Source organism: Pseudonocardia sp. ICBG1034, assembly GCF_020131375.1.
Taxonomy (GTDB): domain Bacteria; phylum Actinomycetota; class Actinomycetes; order Mycobacteriales; family Pseudonocardiaceae; genus Pseudonocardia; species Pseudonocardia alni.
Window position 1 is genome coordinate 1,252,680 of the sequence record NZ_JAHLEK010000015.1, and the last position, 19,049, is coordinate 1,271,728.

Genomic DNA, 19,049 nt, shown 5'->3' on the forward strand with positions numbered 1-19,049 from the left:
CGTTCACCGTACCGTCGCCGACGTTCCACAGCCGTGAGTTCGCACCGAGGGTCACGGGGTTCACCCCGCTATGGACAGAGGCCCCGTCCGTGTGACACGGACGGGGCCTCCGGAGGACCGAACGGGGGTCAGACGCCCCGGAACCGGTTGATACCGGACAGGTGCTTCTCGCGCTTCTCCGGGTTCGTGACGCCGAGTCCCTCCTCGGGAGCCAGCGCGAGCACGCCGACCTTGCCCTGGTGCAGGTTCTGCTTGACGTCGTTGGCGGCCTGGCCGGTCTCGGTCAGCGGGTACACCCGCGACAGCGTCGGATGGATCATGCCCTTGGCGACGAGCCGGTTGGCCTCGTAGGCCTCGCGGTAGTTCGCGAAGTGCGAGCCGACGATCCGCTTGAGGTTCATCCACAGGTAGCGGTTGTCGAACTCGTGCATGTAGCCCGAGGTCGAGGCGCAGGTGACGATCTGGCCGCCCTTGCGGGTGACGTAGACCGAGGCGCCGAAGGTCTCGCGGCCCGGGTGCTCGAAGACGATGTCGGGGTCCTCACCGCCGGTGAGCTCGCGGATCTTCGCGCCGAGCCGCTTCCACTCCTTCGGGTCCTGGGTGGTCTCGTCCTTCCAGAACTTGTAGCCCTCGGCGTTGCGGTCGATGACCAGCTCCGCGCCCATGTCGCGGCAGATCTGGGCCTTCTCCTCCGAGGAGACGACGCAGATCGGGGTGGCGCCGCCGTTGAGGGCGAACTGGGTGGCGTAGGAGCCGAGGCCGCCGGAGGCGCCCCAGATCAGCACGACGTCGCCCTGCTTCATGTCGGCGCCGTTCTTCGACACCAGCTGGCGGTAGGCGGTGGAGTTGACCAGGCCCGGGGACGCGGCCTCCTCCCAGGTGAGGTGGTCCGGCTTCGGCATCAGCTGGTTGGACTTGACCAGGGCCAGCTCGGCGAGGCCGCCGAAGTTGGTCTCGAAGCCCCAGATGCGCTGCTCCGGGTCCATCATCGTGTCGGAGTGCCCGTCCGGGCTCTCCAGCTCGACCGAGAGGCAGTGCGCGACGACCTGGTCGCCCGGCTTCCAGCTGTTCACGCCCGGCCCGGTCCGCACGACGACGCCGGCGAGGTCGGAGCCGACCACGTGGTAGGGCAGGTCGTGCCGCTTGGCCAGCGGCGAGAGCTTGCCGTAGCGCTTGAGGAAGCTGAACGTCGAGACCGGCTCGAAGATCGAGGTCCAGACGGTGTTGTAGTTGATCGCACTGGCCATGACGGCCACGAGCGCCTCACCGGGGCCGAGCTCGGGGACCGGGACGTCCTCGACGCGCAGGCTCTTGCGCGGGTCCTTCTCCTTGGTGGTCAGACCCTCGAACATGTTCGCGTCCTCGGCGCGGACGGTGACGCCCTGGTAGTGCTCGGGCACCTCCAGGCCTCCGACGTCGGTGAACCGTCCGGCGAGGATGGCGTCGCGGATGTCCTTCACTGCTGGCCTCCGATGGCGACGTTGTCAGGGGAGTCGGGTGGGCTCACCCGATGATGCTTGGGATACCACAAGTTACTGCGTAGTATCTTAACCGTAGGTCGCCGGTGAGGGTGATACCCGAAGTGCGCTTCGTGATGCACCCCACCGGACGTCCGTACTGTCCTTCGGGACGGGGTCGTGCGTCGTCCGTCAGTGCGCTTCCGCGGCCGGTTCGACGAGCTCGACCAGCACCCCGCCGGCGTCCTTCGGGTGCACGAAGTTGACCTTCGAGTTCGACGTGCCGCGGCGCGGGGCGTCGTAGAGCAGGCGCAGGCCCTTCGCTCGCAGCGCGTCCGCCGCGGCGGCGACGTCGGTGACCCGGTAGGCGACCTGCTGCAGTCCCGGGCCGTTGCGGCCGATGAACTTCGCGATCGTCGAGTCCTCGTTCAGCGGGGCGAGCAGCTGCACCTTCGTGGCGCCGGCCGCCTCGCCGGGCGCCCCGAGCATGGCTTCGCGCACGCCCTGCTCGGTGTTGGTCTCGGTGTGCACCGCGACCAGGCCCAGGTTCTCCGCGTACCAGCGGATGGCCTCGTCCAGGTCGGGCACCGCGATGCCCACGTGGTCCACGGCCACGACCAGCGGCGACAGGGCGTCCTCGGTTGTCGTCATGGGGGCAGAAGCTACCGGTTCTACTCGTCGGTAGGTGCCTGTGCCACTGGTCACCCCCACCGTTCGGTGCGTCCGGACGGGTCGTGGCCGTGGGTATGGTGGCGGCCCACCTGACAACGAAGCCTGATGGAGGACCCCGTGTCCGGAACCGTGATCGTCGCCGGCGCCCGCACCCCGATGGGCCGTCTGCTCGGCTCCCTGAAGGGCTTCTCCGGGGCCCAGCTGGGCGGCGTGGCCATCAAGGCCGCGCTCGAGCGCGCCGGTGTGGCCCCCGACCAGGTCCAGTACACGATCATGGGGCAGGTCCTCACCGCCGGCGCGGGACAGATCCCGGCGCGTCAGGCCGCCGTCGAGGCCGGCATCCCGATGGACGTCCCGGCGCTGACCATCAACAAGGTCTGCCTGTCCGGTGTCGACGCCATCGCGCTGGCCGACCAGCTCATCCGCGCCGGCGAGTTCGACATCGTCGTCGCCGGTGGCCAGGAGTCGATGACCCAGGCCCCGCACCTGCTCACCAAGTCCCGCGAGGGCACCAAGTTCGGTGACGCCACCCTCACCGACCACATGGCCTACGACGGTCTGTTCTGCGCGTTCGACCAGGTCGCGATGGGTGCCTCCACCGAGAAGTACAACGAGCGCTACGGCCTGACCCGCGAGGAGCAGGACGCCTTCTCCGCCCGCTCGCACCAGCGCGCCGCCCGCGCCGCGCAGGACGGCACGTTCGACCAGGAGATCGCCCCGGTCGAGATCCCGCAGCGCAAGGGCGACCCGGTCGTCTTCTCGACCGACGAGGGCGTGCGCGGCGACACCACCGCCGAGGGCCTGGGCAAGCTCCGCCCCGCCTTCGCCGCCGACGGCACCATCACCGCGGGGTCGGCCTCGCAGATCTCCGACGGCGCGGCCGCCGTGGTCGTGATGAGCAAGGCCAAGGCCGAGGAGCTGGGCCTGGACTGGATCGCCGAGATCGGCGCGCACGGCGTCGTCGCCGGTCCGGACGCCTCGCTGCACGAGCAGCCGGCCAACGCCATCGCCAAGGCGTGCGAGAAGGAGGGCATCCAGCCCGCCGACCTCGACCTGATCGAGATCAACGAGGCGTTCGCCGCGGTCGGCATCGTCTCCGCCCGCAAGCTCGGGATCGACGAGGAGAAGGTGAACGTCGACGGCGGCGCCATCGCCCTCGGTCACCCGATCGGCATGTCCGGCGCGCGGATCGCGCTGCACCTGGCGCTCGCGCTCAAGGCGCGCGGCGGCGGCGTCGGTGCGGCCGCGCTGTGCGGCGGCGGTGGCCAGGGCGACGCGCTGATCGTGCGCGTCCCCAAGGCCTGATCTCCGTGTAGTCCACGTCGGCCCCCGCCTCGGCGGGGGCCGACGTGCATCCGCCCCCCGACAAGGAGGCCGACCGTGCCCGGACCGCCGGACCCCCGCGAGCTGGTGGAACGCGCCCGCCGCGGCGAACAGCTCGCCGTCGCCCGGCTCATCTCGATGGTGGAGAACGCCGGCCCGCAGCTGCGGGAGGTGTCGGCGGCGCTGTCGCCGCACACCGGGCGCGCGCACGTCGTCGGGCTGACCGGGTCCCCGGGGGTGGGCAAGTCGACGTCGACGTCGGCGCTGGTCACCGAGCTGCGGACGCGCGGACGCCGGGTCGGGGTGCTGGCGGTGGACCCGTCCTCACCGTTCAGCGGCGGGGCGCTGCTGGGCGACCGGGTGCGGATGGGCGACCACGCCGACGACGACGGCGTCTTCATCCGGTCGATGGCCACCCGCGGGCACCTGGGCGGGCTGTCCTGGGCGACGCCGCAGGCCCTGCGGGTACTCGACGCCGCGGGCTGCGACGTCGTGCTGATCGAGACCGTCGGTGTCGGGCAGTCCGAGGTGGAGATCGTCGGGCTCGCCGACAGCACCGTCGTGCTGCTCGCGCCCGGGATGGGCGACGGCATCCAGGCGGCCAAGGCCGGGATCCTGGAGATCGGCGACGTCTTCGTGGTCAACAAGGCCGACCGCGAGGGGGCCCGCCGCACGGTGCGCGAGCTGCGGAACATGCTGCACCTGCGCACGCCGGACGGTGCCGAGCCGTGGGAGCCGCCGGTGCTCTCGACGGTCGCGTCCCGCTCGGAGGGGATCGGGGCCGTCGCCGACGCCCTCGACGAGCACCTCGCCTGGGCCGAGAAGTCCGGTGAACGGGAACGGCGGCGCCGCGAGCGGGCGCGTCGCGAGATCGAGGGCATCGGGATGGAACAGGTCCGGGCCCGGATGGAACGGGTGCGTGGCGGCGACGCGCTCGACACCCTCACCGAGCGGGTGCTGGGCGGCGAGCTGGACCCGTGGGCCGCCGCCGACGAGCTGCTGGAACAGTCGGGCTGAGCCGGTACCCCGGTCAGGGGGGCGTGGCCCCGGGCAGCGTCGCGAGCCGGTCGAGGACGCGCTGCGACCCGCTGCGCAGGGCGAGTGCCCGGGCCCGGGCGTGGGCGGCCCGCGCGGCGGGGCCGTCGCCGTCGCGCAGGGCGGTGAGCACCTCGTCCAGGGCGAGGTCGGTGCGCTCGCGGACCGGCCTCTGCGGCGCGCCGTCGGCGACGGTGAGCCACGCGGGCGCGGTGTGGACGTCGATGGTCGGGCGGGGCCCGGGGCCGGCCCGACCGGTCTCGCCGCTGTCCCCGGTCTCGCCGCTGCGCCCGGTCTCGTCGCTGTGCCCGGCCTCGTCCCCGGGGGCGGCCTCCCCGGGCCCGGCGGCGCCCGTCGAGGCGGTCGCGCGCCGTCCGGTGGCGCCGTGCGGTCCGGCCGGATCCGGAGCGCCGTCCTGCGCGTCCACGGCCGGCAGCTCGGCCAGCAGCCGCTCCCGCCGGAGCCGGGCCTCGTCCGCGGTGCCCGGGTCACCGGCTCGCAGGGCGGCGGACTCCGCCTCGACGTAGGCCGCCCACGCCCGGTCCGGGGCGGCACGGTCGCGTTCCTGGTCCCCGAGCCGCAGCGCGGCCGCGGCGAGCAGCCCGGTGAGCGCCCGCACCCGGCGCGGGTCCCGCGCGTGCGCGGCCGGCTCGCGCAGCTGGGCGACCACGGCGGCCACCGCGTCGTGGGCGGCGGCCGTGCCCAGCCGGTCGTCCAGCGCGGTGGTGGCGGCCCACTGGGCGCGCAGCAGGTCCAGCTCCTCCTCGCCGACTGCGGCGGCCCGCTCCAGCGCCGCACGCAGCCGCGCCGCCCCGTCGAGGGTGTCCGGTCCGGTCGCGTCGGCGAGGCCGAGCCCGGCGGGGGTGCTGTCGTACAGCTCGGCCAGGAGTGCGCGGTGCGCGGCGTCCGGGACGGCGTGGCCGTTCTCCCAGCGCGACAGCTGGGTCTTCAGGCTCGCCGCCCGCGCGGTGCCGCCGCTCCCGGCGACGAGCGCGGCCAGCGCGCGGGCCGCCTCGGACTGGGACCAGCCCCGCCGGTCGCGCGCCGCCCGCAGCGTCGCGCCGGTACCGGGCCGGGCGGGGGAGGGCCGGTCGGTGGAGGGCGGTGGAGCGTGCACGCGACCGATTCTGTCGGTGCCCCGTCGTAGGGTCAACACCGTTGACGCACCCCGCGTCACCACCACCCCGAATCCTCCGGAGCGTGCCCGTGGACCTCATCGACTACCTGGCGTGCGTGGGTCTGTCCGGCCTCAGTGGAGCGCTGGCCGGGCGGGCCGCGGTGCGGCGGATGCTGTGGCCCCGGCCGCCCCGCGGATCGGTGATGCGCAGCTGGCGCGGCCCGGGACACGGCGGTCCGCCACCGGGCGGGCCGCGACGGCGGAGACGGGCCGGCTGAGGTGCGCGGGTCAGGCGAAGTCGCCGGCGGCGCGGCGCACCGAGCGCAGCAGCGCGGTCAGCTGCTCCTCCTCGGCCGGGTCCAGCCCGGACAGGCCGAAGTCGATGCCGGTCACCGCGGCCGTGGCCTTCTCCAGCCGGGCGCGCCCCTCGGTGGTCAGCTCGACCAGGGTGGCGCGGCGGTCGGTGGGGTGCGGCATCCGCCGGACGAGGTCGTCGCCCTGCAGCCGGTCGACGATGTTGGTCACGCTCGTCGGGTGCAGCTGCAGGCGCTCGCCCATCACCCGCATCGGGAGGCTGCCGCGGCGCGCGAAGTCCAGCAGCACCAGGGCCTCGTAGCGGGCGAAGGTCAGCCCGTGCGGCCGCAGCGCCGCGTCGACGGCGGAGAGCAGGATCTGCTGCACCCGCATCACGCTGGTGACCGTCGCCATCGTGCGCGCGGGGCCGACCCGCTCCTCCCAGAGCTCGGCCGCACGCTGGATCGGGTCGAAGGGGAGCGACCCGCGGGATGCCATGGCCCGACGCTAGCAAGTGCCTGACCGGATCCGTTCCGTATGCCGGGCGTGGCACGGTGTCGGCATGCTCTTCGCCTTCAGCATCGCCCCGTCCGGATCGGACTCCGAGGACGGCAGCGTCGGTGCGGCCGTCGCCGAGGCCGTCCGGGTGGTCCGCGAATCCGGCCTGCCGAACGAGACCACCTCGATGTTCACCACGATCGAGTCCGAGACCTGGGACGAGGGGATGGCGGTGGTCAAGCGCGCCGTCGAGGCCGTCACCGCCGTGTCGCCGCGGGTCAGCCTGGTCCTCAAGGCCGACATCCGGCCCGGGTACCAGGGGCAGCTGCAGGCCAAGGTGGAGCGGGTCGAGGAGCACCTGCGCGGGGGCGGCGCGTGACCGCCCCGGCCGCCCCGGGGGCCGGGGGACCCGGTCCGGCACGGGTCGTGCTGGTCCACGGCGCCTGGCACCGCGGGGTGTCGTGGGCGCCGGTGGCCGAGGCACTGGCGGCCCGGGGTGTGGCGGCGGTCGCGCCGGACCTCCCGTCCGACGAGCCGGGGGTCGGCCACGCCGAGCTCGTCGGCGCGGTCCTGTCCGGGGCCGGCGACGGACCGGGCGGGCCCGGTCCCCGGGGCGACGGTCCGCCGGTCGTGCTGGTCGGCCACTCGCTCGGCGGCCTCGTGGCCACCGCGGCCGCCGGCCGGATCGCCGACCGGGTCCGGGCGCTGGTCCTGGTCGCGGCGCTCGTCCCCGAGCCGGGTCGTCCCTACCGGGACCGGATGCGTGCCGAGCGCGACCTGATGGTCGCCGGCTACGACGCCGAGGTCCGTCGCGGCCCGGGGGTCAGCACGTACTGGCCGGACGCGCGGGCGGTCGCCGACGGGCTCTACCGGGGCGTCGCCGACGAGCTCGACGCGGCGGGGCGCGACGGGCGGGCCGTGGTCGCGGACGCGGCGGCGCAGCTCCGCCCGCAGGACTGGTCGCTGCTCGCCGAGCCGTGCCCGGTGTCGTCGTGGCCCGCGGTGCCGACGGTGTCGGTGGTGTGCACGGAGGACCGGGTCGTCAGCCCCGCCGCGGGACGGCGGGAGGCGGACCGGGTCGGGGCGCGGCTCGTGGAGCTCGCGGGCGGGCACTTCCCGATGCTCACCCGGCCGGAGGAGACGGCGGAGCTGCTGGCCGGGCTCGCCGCGCCGGCCTGACGACGGGCCCTGCCGGTCGCCGCGCACCGGGGCGGGGTCACCGGAGCGCCGAGGGCCGGGACGACGACGGTCGGTGACGGGAGACCCGTCACCGGCCGTCGGGCGTCCGGACCGGGTCCGGAGGCCGTGTCGTCGTCGCGGCGTACCGCGAGGAGAGCCGTCGTCAGCCCGCCATGATCGTCGAGAAGTAGTACACGCCGGCGAGGATGCCGACGAAGCTGACGGTCATGCCGATCTGGGCGAGCTTGGCCATGCCCGGCTTGCGGTAGGCGAGGAAGCCGGTGACCAGGCCCGCGGCACCCAGGATCCAGGCGGCGATCGGGACGAGGAACGCGGCGATCGCGATGATGCCCAGCGCCAGCGACGCGTAGGCCAGGGTCGGCTTGTCGGTCGTCTGCATGTTGCTCATCGGGTTGGAGCCCTCCGTTGTGCGCCGGGGTGCCGGCGGTCGTTCTGTCGGGGAAGGGAACCGCGGGGTGGGGCAACCGGGGGAACGCCCCGCCGCGATCACGCAGAGTCAGCATCGAGTCCCTGCAGGGTGTTCAACGAGTGACGACGCCCGGTGTTGCTCCGCCGGTCCGGTGATCGTGGGCGCGCCGTCGTCCCCGCCGTCGGCCGTGCGGCCCTGTACCGGGGGCCGGACCGGCGACCGAACGGCGCAGGGCCGGACGGAGCAGCGTCGCCCGCGGGGTGGGGAGGGGACGGGCCGGGAGCGGACGGGGCCCGAGTCGGCGAGGGGATGACGCCGACCGGCCGAGGCGCACGCGTCGCGCGGGGGCGCGTGTCACCGGGCGGGGCGTGTCACGCCGTACACGCGGACGTGCCAGGATGGACGGCGTGTCTCGCCCAGATCCTCGTCAGGCGGCCCAGCGTGCGGCGATGTCCTCGGCCATGGCCGGGGCGGTCGACCTCTCCGGGCTGAAGGCCCGTGCCGATGCGGCGAACCGTCCCGCCCCGTCCGGCGGTGCCGCGGGTGGTCCGCCCGCGGCCGGTGGGGGCGAGGGCTCCTGGGTCGTCGACGCGACCGAGCAGGGCTTCCAGAGCGAGGTCCTCGAGCCGTCGCTGCAGGTCCCGGTCGTCGTCGAGCTGTGGGCCAGCCGCTACCCGCGCGAGGAGCAGCTGTCGGCCGAGCTGGAGCGGCTCGCGTCGACCGGCGGCGGCGCCTGGCGCCTGGCCCGGGTCGACATCGACACCCAGCCCCGGGTCGCCCAGGCCTTCGGCGTGCAGCAGGTCCCGATGCTGGTCGTGCTCGTCGGCGGTCAGCCGGTCGACGCGGTCAACGGCGCGATCCCGGAGGACCGTGTCGCCGAGTGGGTGACGTCCCTGCTCGACGCGCTGCGCGACCGGATGCCCGCCATCGCCGAGGGTGAGCGCCGGGCGGCCGCGGCCGGTTCGGACGAGCCCGTCGAGGAGCCCGAGGACCCGCGCTTCACCGCCGCCGAGGACGCCCTGGAACAGGGTGACTACGCCGCCGCCGAGGCCGCCTACACCGCGATCCTCGACACCGAGCCCGCCAACGAGCAGGCGAAGGCGGCGCTGGCGCAGGTCCGCTTCCTCGCCCGCGCCGAGCAGGCCGACCCGTCGTCGATCGAGCGGGCCGACGCCGCGCCCGACGACGTCGACGCCCAGCTCGCCGCGGCCGACGCCGAGCTGGCCGCCGACCGGGTTGAGGCCGCCTTCACCCGGCTGGTCGGCACGGTCGCCCGGACCGGGGGCGAGGACCGTGACCGGGCCCGCGGGCACCTCGTCGGGCTCTTCGAGCTCTTCCCGGCCGACGACCCGCGGGTCGCCACGGCCCGGCGCGCGCTCGCCCGCGCCCTGTTCTGAGCCGGACCCCGCCCCGATGACCCACCGGCCGCCGGAGGTCCACCCGCGGACCCCGCGGCCGCCGGATCCGGTGCCCCCGAGGACCGGGGCGGCATCGGCCGGTCAGCGGGACACGCGGTGACCGCGGACCTCCGGTCTGGCCCCGCCGCGGCGGACCACGTGCGGACGGGGTGGACCGGGCGGACGGCGCGGCGGGCGCGCGCGGTGCGCGACGCCGTGCACCGCCTCGCCCGTCCGGTGGCGCCGGTCGTCGCCGTCGCCGCGGTGGTGACCACGGTACTGCTGTTCCTGCTGGGCGGCCCGCCGTTGCTGCGCTGGATCCCGGCGACCGACATCGCGCGGATGCACGTCGACTTCGACACCTTCCGCGCCTCGGCGCACGCGCTGGTCCGGCACGGCCCGGGCAGCGCCGCGATCTACGACACCGGCGCCCGCCTGCACAACCTCAACCCGCCGCTGCTGTCGGTGCTGCTCGCGCCGCTGGCCCTGCCCGACCCGGTCACCGGCTACCGGCTGCTGACGGCGCTGTCGGTGCTGCTCGTCGCCGGGTCGGTGCTGCTGGTCTGCCGGGAGCTGCGGCCGGGCCGCCGCTGGACGACCGGCGCGCTCGTGGTGGTGCTGGCGTCGTCCCCGCTGCACGGGACGCTGCTGCTGGGCCAGATCTATCCGCTGCTGCTGGCCGGGTTGACCGCGGGCTGGGTCGCCGAACGGCGCGGGCACCCGCTGCTGGCCGCCGCCTGCTACGGCGTGACGGTCGCCCTCAAGCCCTCGCTCGCGCCGGTGCTGCTGCTCCCCGCCGTGCAGGCCCGGTGGCGGCCGTTCGCGGCCGGGATCGCCGCCGCGGCGGTCGCGACGCTCGTCGGCGTCGCCGTCGCCGGGTGGCCGACGGCGTTCCAGTGGCTGGCGATGGCGCTGGCCGAGCCGGTCGGCCCCACCCCGGACAACGCCTCGCTCCCGGGCCAGGCGCTGCGCTGGGGGATCCCGACCGTCGTCGGGACCCTCGTGGGCGCGGGGGTCGCGGTCGGCACGCTCGTCCACCTCGGACGGCGTACCCGCCGGTACGGAGCCGGCCCGGCCGCGGGCACCGACCCGGGCGGGACGGCGCTGTTCGCGGTGCTCGCCACCGGTCTGCTGGCCGCGCCGATCGCCTGGCACAACTACCTGCTGCTGCTCGTGCCCGGGCTGCTGGCGCTCGTCGCCTCCGGGGAGGCGGGGGACACCCGCCGCCGGGTCGTCGTCGCGATCGGGTGTCTCGCCGTCGTCCCGGTGAGCTGGTCGGACCTGTGGGCCGACGGCGGCTGGGCGACCCCGCTCGGGCGGGCGCTCTACACGGCGGTGCTCCTGGTGACCTGGTGGTCGCTGCTGCGTCCGGCGACCGGACCGGTTCCCGGCGGGCCCTTCCGCTCTGCGGAAGAGACGGCCCGCGCACCGGCCTGACGGTCCAGACTCCGCGTCACCCGAGACGCAAGGAGGCTCCCGGATGGCGCAGACGTCACGGCCCGATCCCGCCCGCGGACCCACCACCGCCCCCGACGCCGTCCGCCACGGGGGCTGGGTGGCCCCACTGTGCTGGGCGGCGGTGGCGCTCGAGGGCTTCGACCTGGTGGTGCTCGGCGTCGTGCTGCCGTCGCTGCTGGAGGAGCCCGCCTGGGGCCTGACCCCGGCGACGGCGTCGCTGGTGTCCACCGCCGGGCTGCTCGGGGTGATGGCCGGCGCCCTCTCGGCGGGCCCGCTCGCCGACCTCGTCGGACGGCGCCGGGCGATGCTGGCGACCGTCGTCGCGTTCTCCGTGCTGACGCTGCTGTGCGCGGTCGCGACCGGCCCGTGGACGTTCGGCGCGCTGCGCTTCCTGGCCGGGCTCGGCCTGGGCGGAGTGCTGCCGGTGGCGCTGGCGATGGTGAACGAGCACAGCCGGCCCGGGCGCGGCGGCAGCGCGACAACGACCCTGATGACCGGCTACCACGTCGGCGCCGTCGCGACCTCGCTGCTCGGGATCCTGGTCATCCCGGTCTGGGGCTGGCGGCCCATGTTCGTGCTCGGTGCGCTCCCGGCGATCGTGCTGGTCCCGCTGCTGGCCCGGTACCTGCCGGACACGCTGCCCGCCGAGGCCCGCGCGACGGCCGCACCGGCCGGGCCGCGGTCGCGCAACCCGGTCGCCCAGCTCGTCCGCGACGGCTACCTGCGCTCGTCGGTGGCGTTCTGGGTCGCCTCGTTCATGGGGCTGCTGCTGGTCTACGGCCTCAACACCTGGCTGCCGCAGATCATGCGGGTCGCCGGGTACGGGCTCGACGCGGCGCTGGCCCAGCTGCTCGTGCTGAACGTCGGCGCGATCGTCGGTCTGCTCGTCGCGGGCCGGGTCGCCGACCGGATCGGGCTGCGCACGGCCACGGTCGGCTGGTTCGTCGCGGGCGCGGTCTTCCTGGCGCTGCTCGCGGTGCCGCTGCCCGGCGGCGGGATCTACGTGAGCGTCCTGCTCGCGGGCGTGTTCGTGTTCAGCTCGCAGGTGCTGGTCTACGCGTTCGTCAGCCGGCACTACCCGGACCACGCCCGGGCCTCGGCGCTCGGGGCGGCCAGCGGGATCGGCCGGCTCGGCGCGATCTGCGGGCCCCTCCTCGGCGGTGTGCTGCTCACCGCGGGCCTCGCCTACCCGTGGGGCTTCTTCGCGTTCGGGGCGGTCGCCGCGCTGGGGGCCCTGGCGGTACTGGCGGTACCCGGTGAGCGGCGCGTGACGGGGTGAGCCGATGGCACGCGTGTGGATCGGCCCCGACGACGAACCGTCCCGCAGGTCGCCGGCCCGGGGCGACCGTCCGCCGGTGGACGACACGGTGACGGGACGGCCGGGCCCGGCGCGGCCGACCCCGGCCGCCCCCCACCGCTCCGGTGCGGAGGTGCGCCACACCCGCCACCGCGCCGACCCGTACCGGACCGGCGGAGGACCCCGCACGACCGACCGCTGACCGCGACCGGCCCGGCGAGGGGCTGGTCGCGGTCAGCGGAGGTCAGTCGCCGGCGGTGGTCCCGGTGTCCGACGCGCCCGTCCCGGAGCTCCCGTTGACGAACGTGCCGGTGCGCACCGCCCGGACACCGACGGTGCCGGGCGCGGGCGCGACCGAGGTGGAGACCGGATCGGCGCCCGGGACGTCCTCGGAGTCGTCCGGCCCCGGGTCGACGAGGCCGGTCGGGTCCGCCGGGGCGGCGGAGACCCGCAGGTCGTCGTCCGGGGTCACCGGTGCCTCGACATCGGTGTCCTCCGGCTCGTCGGGCAGCGCGGCGGCCGGCAGTCGCGGCGGGACCGTCGCGGCCGGGGCCGCCTCCTGCGCCGGGGCGGACAGCACCGGGCCGCCGGTCTCCTCCGGCACGAGCCACAGCACACCCGACGGCGGGAGCCGCAGCACCGCCGACGCGGGCTGGCCGTGCCACATGACCTGCTCGCCCCTGACCCGCCCGAGGTTGCCCACCCCGGACCCGCCGTAGGCCGACGCGTCGGTGTTGACGACCTCGGTCCAGTTCCCGGCGAACGGCAGCCCCACCCGGTAGTCCTCGCGGGGGGAGCCGGAGAAGTTCGCGACGCAGGCCAGTACGGTGGCGCGGCCCTCGGCGTCGACGCCGTGGCGCAGGAACGAGAACACGTTGCCCTGCGCGTCGTTGGCGTCGATCCAGCCGAAGCCGTCCGGGGTGGTGTCGCGCGACCACAGCGCGGACTGCGCGCGGTAGGTCCGGTTCAGGTCCCCGACGAGGGTGGTGATCCCGCCGTGCAGCGGGTCGTCGCTCTGCAGGTGCCAGTCCAGCGACCGCTGCTCGGACCACTCGCGCGGTTGCCCGAACTCGCCGCCCATGAACAGCAGCTGCTTGCCCGGGTGCGCCCACATGTAGGCCAGCAGTGCGCGGACCCCGGCGGCCTTGTTCCAGTCGTCGCCGGGCATCCGGGTCCACAGCGACCCCTTGCCGTGCACGACCTCGTCGTGGCTGATCGGCAGCACGTAGTTCTCGCTGAACGCGTACATCAGCGAGAAGGTCATCTGGTTGTGGTGGTAGCTGCGGTGGATGGGGTCGCGCCCGGTGTAGTCGAGCGTGTCGTGCATCCAGCCCATGTTCCACTTGAGCCCGAACCCGAGACCGCCCATGTAGGTGGGCCGGGTGACGCCCGGCCAGGCGGTGGACTCCTCGGCGATCGTGACGACACCCGGGTGCTCCCGGTAGACGGTCGCGTTCATCTCCTGCAGGAACGCCACCGCGTCGAGGTTCTCCCGGCCACCGTGGACGTTGGGCAGCCACTGGCCGTCGGCGCGGGAGTAGTCCAGGTAGAGCATCGAGGCGACCGCGTCGACGCGCAGGCCGTCGATGTGGAACGACTCGAGCCAGTACAGCGCGTTCGCGACGAGGAAGTTGCGCACCTCGTTGCGGCCGAAGTCGAACACGAGCGTGCCCCAGTCGGGCTGCTCGCCGCGGCGCGGGTCGGCATGCTCGTAGCAGGCCGTGCCGTCGAAGCGGGCCAGCGCCCACTCGTCGCGCGGGAAGTGCGCGGGCACCCAGTCGACGATCACGCCGTAGCCCGCGCGGTGCAGCCGGTCGACGAAGTACCGGAAGTCGTCGGGCGTGCCGAACCGCGAGGTCGGGGCGAAGTACGAGGTCACCTGGTAGCCCCAGGACCCGCCGAACGGGTGCTCGGCCACCGGCAGCAGCTCGACGTGGGTGAACCCGGTGGTGTCCAGGTAGGCCACCAGCCGCTCGGCGATCTCGCGGTAGTCCAGCCCCGGCACCCAGGAGCCGAGGTGCATCTCGTAGACGCTCATCGGTTCCGCGTGCGGGCGGCGCCGGGCGCGGTCGGCCATCCACGCGTCGTCGGTCCACTCGTGGACGTCGCGGGTCACGACCGACGCCGTCTGCGGCGGGATCTCGGTGGCGAAGGCCATCGGGTCGGCCTTGTCCCGCCACCGGCCGTCGGGGCCCAGGATCCGGAACTTGTAGCGGTCGCCGACGCCGACGCCGGGCAGGAACACCTCCCAGACGCCGGAGCTGCCCAGCGAGCGCATCGGCAGCGCCCAACCGGCCCAGCCGTCGAAGTCACCGGTGACCCGCACACCGCGGGCGTTCGGCGCCCAGACGGCGAAGCTGGTCCCGGCGACCGGGCCGGAGGGGGTGTCGTAGTCCCGGACGTGTGCGCCGAGGACGTCCCACAGGCGTTCGTGCCGTCCCTCGCCGATGAGGTGCAGGTCCATGTCGCCGAGCGTCGGCAGCCAGCGGTACGGGTCGTCGACCGTCTGCTCGGTCGTGCCGCCGGCGCCGTCGCCGTAGGTCACGAGCAGCCGGTAGTCGCCGCCGGAGCCGGGGACGAGGCCGGAGAACAGTCCGGCGTCGTGCACCATGGTCAGCTCGCAGGCCTGCGCGCGGTCACCGTCGGGCAGCACCGCCACCGAGACGGCGTGCGGCCGCAGGACACGGACCACGGTGCCGTCGACGTGCGGATGCGCGCCGAGCACCGAGTGGGGGTCGTGGTGGGCACCGCCCAGGAGCCGGTCGGTCGTCGCCTGGTCCGGTGCGAACGCATCGGTCTCGGAGCGGGTCGCTCGGGTCTCCTCGGAGGTCACTGCGGAACCGTACTGCGGGTGACGAACGTCCGCCGCGCGCGGTCGCACAGTGTTGCCGGATCGCAGTCGAGCGTGAGCGGGGCGCGTCATCCCCGCCCGCGCCGGCGCCGGTGACGGGCCAGCGCCCGTTCCAGGACCGCCTGCAGCGCGCCGGCGGCGCCGTCCCAGGTCTGCTCGGCGGCCCGGGCGCGCACCGCGTCGGAGCGCTGCGTCCACGTCGTGTCCAGCGCGCGCACGGCGGCGGCGAACCCGGCGTCGTCGCCCGGCGCGACGAACACCCCGGCGTCGCCCGCGACCTCGCGGAAGGCCGGGATGTCGGTGACGACGACGGGGCAGCCCCGCGCCATGGCCTCCAGCACCGGGAGCCCGAACCCCTCGTCGCGGGAGGCGGAGACCAGCGCGGTGGCGCCGTCGAGCAGGGCGCGGTAGCCGTCGTCGTCGACGCCGTCGTGGAACACCGGCCGGGCCGGCGCGGCGAGCCGCTCCAGCTCCGCGCGCACCCCGGGCGGGACGGGGGAGACCAGGTGGAGCTCGTGGCCGGGCAGCCGGGCCGCGGCCCGGGCCAGGGTCGCGACGTCCTTGTAGGGCATGAACGACCCGGCGTAGACGATCCGGTTCCCCGGCGGCCGGGACCGCGTCGGCGTGCCGGGCGGCAGGTGGAAGTCGGTGGCGTCCGGGACGACGGCGACCTCCCGGCGGGACAGCCGGTGCGCCGCGACCAGGCCCGCGGTCGCGCCGGACACGCACGCGACGGCGTCGGCGCCGGCGAGCAGCAGCCGCTGCGGCCACCACGACAGGTGGTAGGCCCGCCACACCGCCCGCACCGTCGCGGGCAGCCACGGCGGCGGCGCCGGGTGCCGGTAGTAGATGAGGTCGTGCACGGTGAGCACCACCGCGTAGCGGCGCCCGAGCGTGCCCATCGTCTGCATCGGGCTGAAGACGACCGCATCGGGTGACCCGGCGACGATCCGGTTCACCCGCCGCGCGACCAGCGGCTCCCCGGCCCCGGTCGGGGCGGGCAGGGTGTGCGCGGGCCGGTCGGGCAGCCCGTCGCGCTGGCGCGGGTCGGACACCAGCAGCTCCACCGGGGCGATCCGGTCCAGCGCGCGGACCAGCCCGGTGGTGTAGCGGCCGATGCCGTCCGGGCGTCCGGGACGGATGTAGCGGCAGTCGACGAGCACCCTCACCGCGCCACGAAACCCCGGATCTCGCGGGCCGCCCACGCCGGGGCCTCGTAGTGCACGAGGTGGCCGGTGCGCGGCAGCAGGACCAGCCGGGCGTCGGCGAAGGCGGCGGCGAGCGCGTGCTGCCCGGCCGGTGGGGCGACCCGGTCGCGGGCCCCGGCCAGCAGCAGTGTCGGCACCGTGATCCGGGGCGCCCAGGGCCGCACCGAGCCGGAACCGGCGGCGCGGAGGCACTCCAGCAGCGACGCCGTCGTGGCGAAGGTGCCGAAGTGGGCGCGGTGCTCGTCGGAGATCCAGTGACGCAGCAGCGGGTCGCGGGTGGTGGTCATGGAGACGGTCGCGGCGTCGGCGAGCAGCCGGTGGCGCAGCAGGCCGTCGAGGCCGAGCCGGGCGGCACCGGAGTGCAGCAGCGCGGTGGCGGCCGTCCCGAGGCCGGTGACGCCGCCGGCGCCCGAGGCGGGCTCGGCGATCGGGTTGACCAGGACCAGCGCCCGCGGGGTGGTCGCGGCGGCGGCGCAGACGGCCGCGGCCACGATCGACCCGAACGAGTGCCCCAGCAGCACCGTGTCCGGGCCGAGCTCGGCGAGCAGCGCCGAGGCCCAGCGGGCGTAGCCGTCGACGTCGTGGGAGCGGTCGGTGAACGGCGGCGACGCCCCGAACCCGGGCAGGTCCGGCACGACGACGCGGTACCCGGCCAGTCGCGACGCCAGCGGCGCGAGCCCGTGGTGGCTGCCGCGCAACCCGTGCAGCGCCAGCACCGGCGCCCCGTCCGGGTCCCCGAGGGTGTGGACGACGGTGGGCGCGCCGTCGACGACGTGCACGGGAGAGGCCACCGCGACGGCGGGCGCCGACGTCGCGGTCACCGCCGGGTGTCCGCGTGCCGGCGGGCGCGGCGCGCCGAGCGGAACGCGCGCACCGGCACGACCGGGCGGGCCTTCGTCCGGTACAGCTCCTCGAAGGTGTCCACCGTGGCCGCCAGTGAGTGCTCGGAGGCGATCTGCAGGCTCGCGGCCCCCAGCTCGGCCGCGCCGTCGGGGTCGTCGAGCACCCGGGCCAGCCGGTCGGCGAGCGCGGCGACGTCGCCGTGCGGGTAGCGCCACCCGTTCACGCCGGGACGGGCCAGGTGCGGCAGCGCACCCGCGTCGACGGCGACGACCGGCTTCCCGGTCGCCATCGCCTCCAGCGTCACCAGGCTCTGCAGCTCGGCGGTGCCGGCGTTCACGAACACGTCCAGGGCCGGGTAGACGTCGGGGATCTCGTCGTCGGTGAGCCGGCCGGTGAAGGTGACCGCGTGCTCCAGGTGCTCGGCGCGGACCAGGGCGCCCAACCGGGCCCGCTCCTCGCCGTCGCCGACGACGACCAGCTGCGCGTCGGGCACGGCACCGGCGCGCAGCAGCGCGGTGGCGCGGACCAGCTCGTCGACGTGCTTCTCCCGGTCCAGCCGCCCGACGAAGCCGACCAGCGGCACGCCCTCGGCGATGCCGTGCCGGGCGCGGAACGCGGGCCCGCGACCGGTGGTGTCGGGCCGGAAGCGGCCCAGGTCCAGGCCGTTGGACACGGGCAGCACCGGGCCGGGGACGCCGCCCTGCTCGGCCATCGACGCGGCCAGCGGGGTGGGCGCGGTGACCAGCCCGGCCCGGCTGAGCACGCGCACCGCGTCCCACCAGAACAGCTTCTTGAGCCCGGACTCCGGCAGGTGCAGGAAGCTGATCGCCGGGATGATGTTCTCCGGGATCATGTGCGTGGTCGCCATCGACGGGATCCCGAGGTCGGCGGCCGCGGTGAGCAGCATCCGGCCAAGCACCATGTGGCTCTGCACGTGCACGACGTCGGGCCGGACCCGGCGCAGGATCGCTCGGCAGGTCCTGCGCAGCCCGGGCGGCGGGCAGAGCCGGAAGTCCGGCGGCTTGGGGACGCGGCAGGAGCGGACCCGGTGTTCGGTCACCGGCCCGACCCGGCGCGGCGGGAGGCTGCGCAGGCCGCGCGACGGCGCGACCACGTGCACCTCGTGCCCGCGGGCGGCGAGTTCGGCCGCCAGCCGCTGTCCGGCGTAGCTGGCCCCGTTGACGTCCGGTGCCCAGGTGTCGGCCCCGATCAGGACGCGCACACGTTCTCCTTCCGCGAGGTCCTGGCACGCACCCACAGCGCGCGCCCGGCCACGAGCACCAGGCCCACGCCCAGCCCCACCGCCACGATGATCCACGGCCGGTCGGCCAGCTCCGCGGCGAACCGGCCCCCGACCACCCAGCCGATCCCGACCAGCAGTGCCGAACGCACCGCCGTCAGCGGGACCACCCAGGCCACGAATCGCCGGTACGACACCCCGGCCAGGCCGATGGCCAGGAACGCGGGGATCGCGCCGACGTCCACCAGTTTCGCGCCCAGCACCAACCGGCCCGGACGGCCCCCCACCTTCGCGCGCAGGGCGTCCCAGCGACGCTCGGTCAGACCCAGCCGGACCAGCAGCGGAGCGACGGCCGGGCGGCGCCCGCCGCGGCCGAGGACGTAGAAGGCGGTGTCGGCGACGACGTCGGCGGCGAACGCCACCAGCCACACCACCCACCAGTCGAGCAGACCGGCGCCCGCGAGCGAGCCCGCGACGACGCTGACGACCGGCCCCTCCACCAGCACACCGAGGAAGAGCACGGCCAGCGTCACGCCGAGCGTGGGCCCGTCGGGGCGCTGGACGAGGCCCAGGACGCCGTCCAGACCGTCCACACCGAGCAGACCGGCCGGGGTCACGACAGGTCCTCGGGCCGGGTGGGGGGTGGTCGTCTCACGGTGGGTGTCCTCCTGGTCGGGGAGGATTCCACGATCCCGCGCCGGGCCGCCCGGGGCGTCGGGCGTCGCCCCGGCGTCGACGGCGGGAAGGTCC

At 75.4% G+C, this 19,049-nt stretch carries 18 protein-coding genes; 8 read left to right on the forward strand and 10 right to left on the reverse strand.

Annotated features, from left to right (window positions below):
• Positions 1 to 128: 128 nt before the first annotated feature.
• Positions 129 to 1,460, reverse strand: coding sequence for a crotonyl-CoA carboxylase/reductase (gene ccrA / locus KPF22_RS07575; protein ID WP_208824848.1), 1,332 nt, complete (start codon positions 1,458 to 1,460; stop codon positions 129 to 131).
• Between the two features lie 189 nt (positions 1,461 to 1,649).
• A complete protein-coding gene (gene mce / locus KPF22_RS07580; RefSeq protein ID WP_208824850.1) occupies positions 1,650 to 2,108 on the reverse strand; it encodes a methylmalonyl-CoA epimerase in 459 nt (152 codons plus the stop codon).
• Positions 2,109 to 2,246: 138 nt separating this feature from the next.
• On the opposite strand from mce, the gene KPF22_RS07585 reads away from it, so the two are divergent.
• Both KPF22_RS07585 and meaB read left to right on the forward strand, forming a co-directional pair.
• Positions 2,247 to 3,434, forward strand: coding sequence for an acetyl-CoA C-acetyltransferase (locus KPF22_RS07585; protein WP_208824852.1), 1,188 nt, complete (start codon positions 2,247 to 2,249; stop codon positions 3,432 to 3,434).
• A gap of 75 nt (positions 3,435 to 3,509) precedes the next feature.
• The gene (gene meaB, locus KPF22_RS07590) at positions 3,510 to 4,469 is read left to right on the forward strand and encodes a methylmalonyl Co-A mutase-associated GTPase MeaB (RefSeq protein ID WP_208824855.1); all 960 of its coding nucleotides are present in this window, start codon (positions 3,510 to 3,512) and stop codon (positions 4,467 to 4,469) included.
• 13 nt (positions 4,470 to 4,482) lie between these two features.
• On the opposite strand, the gene KPF22_RS07595 is transcribed toward meaB, so the two are convergent.
• Positions 4,483 to 5,604, reverse strand: coding sequence for a helix-turn-helix transcriptional regulator (locus KPF22_RS07595; RefSeq protein WP_208824857.1), 1,122 nt, complete (start codon positions 5,602 to 5,604; stop codon positions 4,483 to 4,485).
• 83 nt (positions 5,605 to 5,687) lie between these two features.
• On the opposite strand from KPF22_RS07595, the gene KPF22_RS07600 reads away from it, so the two are divergent.
• Positions 5,688 to 5,882: a hypothetical protein gene (locus KPF22_RS07600; protein ID WP_145983083.1), complete on the forward strand. Its 195-nt coding sequence runs from the start codon at positions 5,688 to 5,690 to the stop codon at positions 5,880 to 5,882.
• A 10-nt stretch (positions 5,883 to 5,892) separates the two neighbouring features.
• Here KPF22_RS07600 and KPF22_RS07605 read toward each other — a convergent pair whose 3' ends face one another.
• Positions 5,893 to 6,396 (reverse strand): MarR family winged helix-turn-helix transcriptional regulator, encoded by a 504-nt coding sequence (locus tag KPF22_RS07605; RefSeq protein ID WP_062397315.1) that lies wholly within the window; start codon positions 6,394 to 6,396, stop codon positions 5,893 to 5,895.
• Positions 6,397 to 6,460: 64 nt separating this feature from the next.
• Here KPF22_RS07605 and KPF22_RS07610 point away from each other — a divergent pair, with 64 nt between their 5' ends.
• The gene (locus KPF22_RS07610) at positions 6,461 to 6,775 is read left to right on the forward strand and encodes a thiamine-binding protein (RefSeq protein WP_224401575.1); all 315 of its coding nucleotides are present in this window, start codon (positions 6,461 to 6,463) and stop codon (positions 6,773 to 6,775) included.
• A complete protein-coding gene (locus KPF22_RS07615; RefSeq protein ID WP_224401576.1) occupies positions 6,772 to 7,575 on the forward strand; it encodes an alpha/beta fold hydrolase in 804 nt (267 codons plus the stop codon). The genes KPF22_RS07610 and KPF22_RS07615 overlap by 4 nt, the downstream gene beginning before the upstream one ends.
• A gap of 163 nt (positions 7,576 to 7,738) precedes the next feature.
• Here the strand turns inward: KPF22_RS07615 and KPF22_RS07620 are convergent, their stop codons facing one another.
• Entirely contained in the window at positions 7,739 to 7,984 is a 246-nt protein-coding gene (locus tag KPF22_RS07620; RefSeq protein WP_062397308.1) for a hypothetical protein, read from the reverse strand.
• Between the two features lie 470 nt (positions 7,985 to 8,454).
• On the opposite strand from KPF22_RS07620, the gene KPF22_RS07625 reads away from it, so the two are divergent.
• From KPF22_RS07625 to KPF22_RS07635, 3 genes are all read left to right on the forward strand, one after another.
• Entirely contained in the window at positions 8,455 to 9,402 is a 948-nt protein-coding gene (locus KPF22_RS07625) for a tetratricopeptide repeat protein (protein ID WP_224401577.1), read from the forward strand.
• 117 nt (positions 9,403 to 9,519) lie between these two features.
• Positions 9,520 to 10,839: a glycosyltransferase family 87 protein gene (locus KPF22_RS07630; RefSeq protein ID WP_224401578.1), complete on the forward strand. Its 1,320-nt coding sequence runs from the start codon at positions 9,520 to 9,522 to the stop codon at positions 10,837 to 10,839.
• 43 nt (positions 10,840 to 10,882) lie between these two features.
• Positions 10,883 to 12,139 (forward strand): aromatic acid/H+ symport family MFS transporter, encoded by a 1,257-nt coding sequence (locus tag KPF22_RS07635; protein WP_208823517.1) that lies wholly within the window; start codon positions 10,883 to 10,885, stop codon positions 12,137 to 12,139.
• A 262-nt stretch (positions 12,140 to 12,401) separates the two neighbouring features.
• Here the strand turns inward: KPF22_RS07635 and glgB are convergent, their stop codons facing one another.
• The 5 genes from glgB to KPF22_RS07660 form a co-directional block, all read right to left on the reverse strand.
• Positions 12,402 to 14,990: a 1,4-alpha-glucan branching protein GlgB gene (glgB, locus tag KPF22_RS07640; RefSeq protein ID WP_224401579.1), complete on the reverse strand. Its 2,589-nt coding sequence runs from the start codon at positions 14,988 to 14,990 to the stop codon at positions 12,402 to 12,404.
• Positions 14,991 to 15,076: 86 nt separating this feature from the next.
• Complete coding sequence (locus KPF22_RS07645; RefSeq protein ID WP_208823512.1) at positions 15,077 to 16,177, reverse strand: glycosyltransferase family 1 protein; 1,101 nt, start codon at positions 16,175 to 16,177, stop codon at positions 15,077 to 15,079.
• Positions 16,174 to 17,037 (reverse strand): alpha/beta fold hydrolase, encoded by an 864-nt coding sequence (locus KPF22_RS07650; protein ID WP_208823510.1) that lies wholly within the window; start codon positions 17,035 to 17,037, stop codon positions 16,174 to 16,176. Before KPF22_RS07650 ends, KPF22_RS07645 begins: the two co-directional genes overlap by 4 nt.
• Positions 17,034 to 18,281 (reverse strand): glycosyltransferase, encoded by a 1,248-nt coding sequence (locus KPF22_RS07655; protein ID WP_224401580.1) that lies wholly within the window; start codon positions 18,279 to 18,281, stop codon positions 17,034 to 17,036. Before KPF22_RS07655 ends, KPF22_RS07650 begins: the two co-directional genes overlap by 4 nt.
• Positions 18,269 to 18,916, reverse strand: a complete 648-nt coding sequence (locus KPF22_RS07660; RefSeq protein ID WP_208823506.1) for a hypothetical protein — start codon at positions 18,914 to 18,916, stop codon at positions 18,269 to 18,271. Before KPF22_RS07660 ends, KPF22_RS07655 begins: the two co-directional genes overlap by 13 nt.
• Positions 18,917 to 19,049 lie beyond the last annotated feature (133 nt).